Below are 2,691 nucleotides of genomic sequence, written 5' to 3'. Positions count from 1 at the left end.
AGCACAGCCAGCTGAACTTTGTGTCACCAGGGCAACGTCATGCGGGGCAAGATGGTGATATCTTAGCCAAGCGAAAAGAAGTGCTCGAAGCGGCAAAGGCAAGAATGCCCGAGCGTTGGTCCAAGGAAGTCAGAAATTGTGATGCTGTGGGTCCAGTCACGTTAAACCCAGATAAGGCACCCGCAAACAATGTAATAAATGCAGCTTAATATTTAAGCAAAGAGTGACAACTACCTTGAAAAACACCGATACTTTGATTATAATATAATCATTTTGAGAAAAACTTATTTCTAACTATCTCTTGGCTCGAAAGATACTGTAGTTAGTGTATCTAGCAATGCTTATAGCTGAAAGCTCGGTCGTAAAGGTCCATTTTCTAACTGTTCAACTAATTGGATCAAGTGTTTAGGAGTTGAATAGCATAGCTGAAATTTAGTTCTAGTTTAGATTTTTCGTTGATTTATAAAGCAATATTGGATGTATCAAAGTAATCGGAGCAAGGCTCGTGATTTTTATAAAATAACTCATAGTTAAAGGTATCTAGGATAAGCCTGCTAATTAGTATTATTACGTATCAAAGGTGTTTAACTTAAATCTTCAACATTGCTGTTAAACGCTGAGAGCAAGAAATAATATGCAAAAAATTTTTAATTTATTAAGTGAAATTATAAGATTAGGGCGCTTGCAACTATGGGAGTTAATACAAATGTTTATATTGGTGATAAACTTAGAATTGCTAGACTACACAAAGGTCTTTCACTTGATGAATTTGCAAAAAAAATAGGTGTTAGTAAGGTTTTACTTTGGGAAATTGAAAATAGAAGTGTTGAAAACTTGGATACGCAAATCCTTTTTGTCATTTTTAAAGAATTAGATATAACCTACGATGATGTCTTGGGGAGCTGTATTCAAGATGCTGATTTTCTTTAATGATTACAGTTTGCTAGAACCTAAATTGGCTTTGATATAATTATGTAGTTCTATGTGCATAAGTGAAGTATATCGACTGAATCTAGCTTGTTTGTTTCGAAAACAGCTGAAATCTGCTCGAAAACACAAGAATTCTGCATGTTAATAACTATTAAAGTGCAGTTTTCGCGAGTTATAGCACTTAATCGACGTGTTTTGTGCATTATCGTGACAAACTTGTCTCAAACTCAGTTTATGCAGCACAATATGCATAAATAGTCACATATCTATCAGTCTTTAATGTTTCACTCTCAATTAGCAGAGAAAACGCGATAGCATGACTGAATAATAAGCAAATCGCTTTTGGACAGAAGCAAGGTGGTTTTTGCGCGAAATTATCTTCATTTCGGATAAACAAAAATAATCCTAAACGCTGAGTCGCGATGAACTTAAGGATGTAACGCTTGGCTTGAGGCTTTACCTTTACACCATTTGCCGCTGTTATGCTGTTTTTTAAACGCGCACATGCTATCCCATCGACCACTTATGCCACTGTATTGACGACGAAACTCTTTGGCTGACTTGAGCCACGCATCGGAAGCAATACCTAATTCATGGAGCAGCTTAGGTCGCTGATTATTGATATAGGCTTTTTTATCAAGGCGAATGGCGCGGCCAGTCCAATCAATCAGTTCGAGATAATCGGCAAAATGAAATGGAATACCCGTTTGCTCATTCAGGTGAGCTGCGCCATCGAATTGGACGAGAGACTTGTGGGGAATATGAGCTTCATTAGTTGAGAAGTTAGTTTGTTGCACAGTCCGAGATGCAGGTCAATCAGATGCATGTACTGGTCAATAAACATTCATGATCTTGCCCTGCTAGGTGAAGGTGCTGAAAAACACAAAAAGATATGTCCCCGCTATTTCGCTATTTTTGATTTAGATCCCGATTGGAGAATACCAACCTTCGTTACATTGTCAGACTCGCTACTTTATTCAGGCTCTTAGGTTCATCTGGTGATACAGATGGTTCACTCGTTGAGCGGTGAACAGCGCTTCAAACGACTTCACGTCGCACGCCCCACTCCTTCTTAGGGTATTTGCTCCAAGCAAAGAGCTGATTCCCAGTTCGCATTAGGAAATGTTATCCCAAATTGTAACTAAAATCCCGGAGAACACTTTCTTGTCCGTTGCAAAGTGTCTATGAAAACCATTAGCAAAGTAGAGCAAAATCCGAGCAAACTGTTTTCAAAATAGTCCACCTGTATTGCTGATCGCACCCGAAAAGAAATCAGAGTACGGGCTTGTATCGCTCTTATCTAAAATAACAAGATTTTCTGCGGCTCTTGTGATGGATGTATAAACTAACTCTGGAGTGTCTTTCTCATCCATTAAATAAAATACCGTCTTGGACTCCAGTCCTTTAAAACTGTGAATGGTGGACGCTTTAATCAAGCCACTATTCGCATAGAAATGATTTTTCTTCATACGACGAGCGCGTTCTAAATCTTGCTTTAGCTTTGGGTGCTTCTCCCCCTGTGTCAGGATAGTTGTCACCCCTAAATAATCATTATTTTTAAAGACAGGGCGCGGCAAATGAGAACGATATGGCTCGGTATTCACCAGAACGTAAAGAGGCGATCCTTAAAAAATTATTACCGCCTCACAATTTAACGGTCGCAGAGGTCGCTCGGGAAGAAGGCATCGCGGTGCAAACCTTGTATCATTGGCGAGATAAAGCCAGAAAAGAAGGTCGTCCCGTGCCAGGTAAAACTCTTAC

General features: G+C 39.3%; 3 protein-coding genes and 2 pseudogenes. 3 read left to right on the top strand and 2 right to left on the bottom strand.

The annotated features are described in order from the left end of the window. Window positions 1-209, top strand: a pseudogene (locus L5M51_RS22675) (IS3 family transposase); the annotation flags it as partial. A 481-nt stretch (window positions 210-690) separates the two neighbouring features. Then, on the top strand, window positions 691-930 hold the full coding sequence (locus L5M51_RS22670) for a helix-turn-helix domain-containing protein (protein ID WP_263174812.1): 240 nt from the start codon (window positions 691-693) through the stop codon (window positions 928-930). Between the two features lie 428 nt (window positions 931-1,358). Here L5M51_RS22670 and L5M51_RS22665 read toward each other — a convergent pair. Together L5M51_RS22665 and L5M51_RS22660 are read right to left on the bottom strand one after the other, a co-directional pair. Continuing rightward, window positions 1,359-1,703 (bottom strand): annotated as a pseudogene (locus L5M51_RS22665) (alpha-amylase family glycosyl hydrolase); the annotation flags it as partial. Between the two features lie 456 nt (window positions 1,704-2,159). Then, window positions 2,160-2,507: an ATP-binding domain-containing protein gene (locus tag L5M51_RS22660; protein ID WP_263174810.1), complete on the bottom strand. Its 348-nt coding sequence runs from the start codon at window positions 2,505-2,507 to the stop codon at window positions 2,160-2,162. 11 nt (window positions 2,508-2,518) lie between these two features. Here L5M51_RS22660 and L5M51_RS22655 point away from each other — a divergent pair. After that, window positions 2,519-2,691, top strand: a 173-nt coding sequence (locus L5M51_RS22655; protein ID WP_263171552.1) for a transposase, incomplete at its 3' end; no start/stop codon positions are given.

It is taken from the genome of Shewanella sp. SM73, assembly GCF_025653795.1.
GTDB classification, from domain to species: domain Bacteria; phylum Pseudomonadota; class Gammaproteobacteria; order Enterobacterales; family Shewanellaceae; genus Shewanella; species Shewanella oncorhynchi.
Note: the sequence above shows the minus strand (reverse complement) of the source record. Positions and strands in the feature narration are given on the sequence as shown.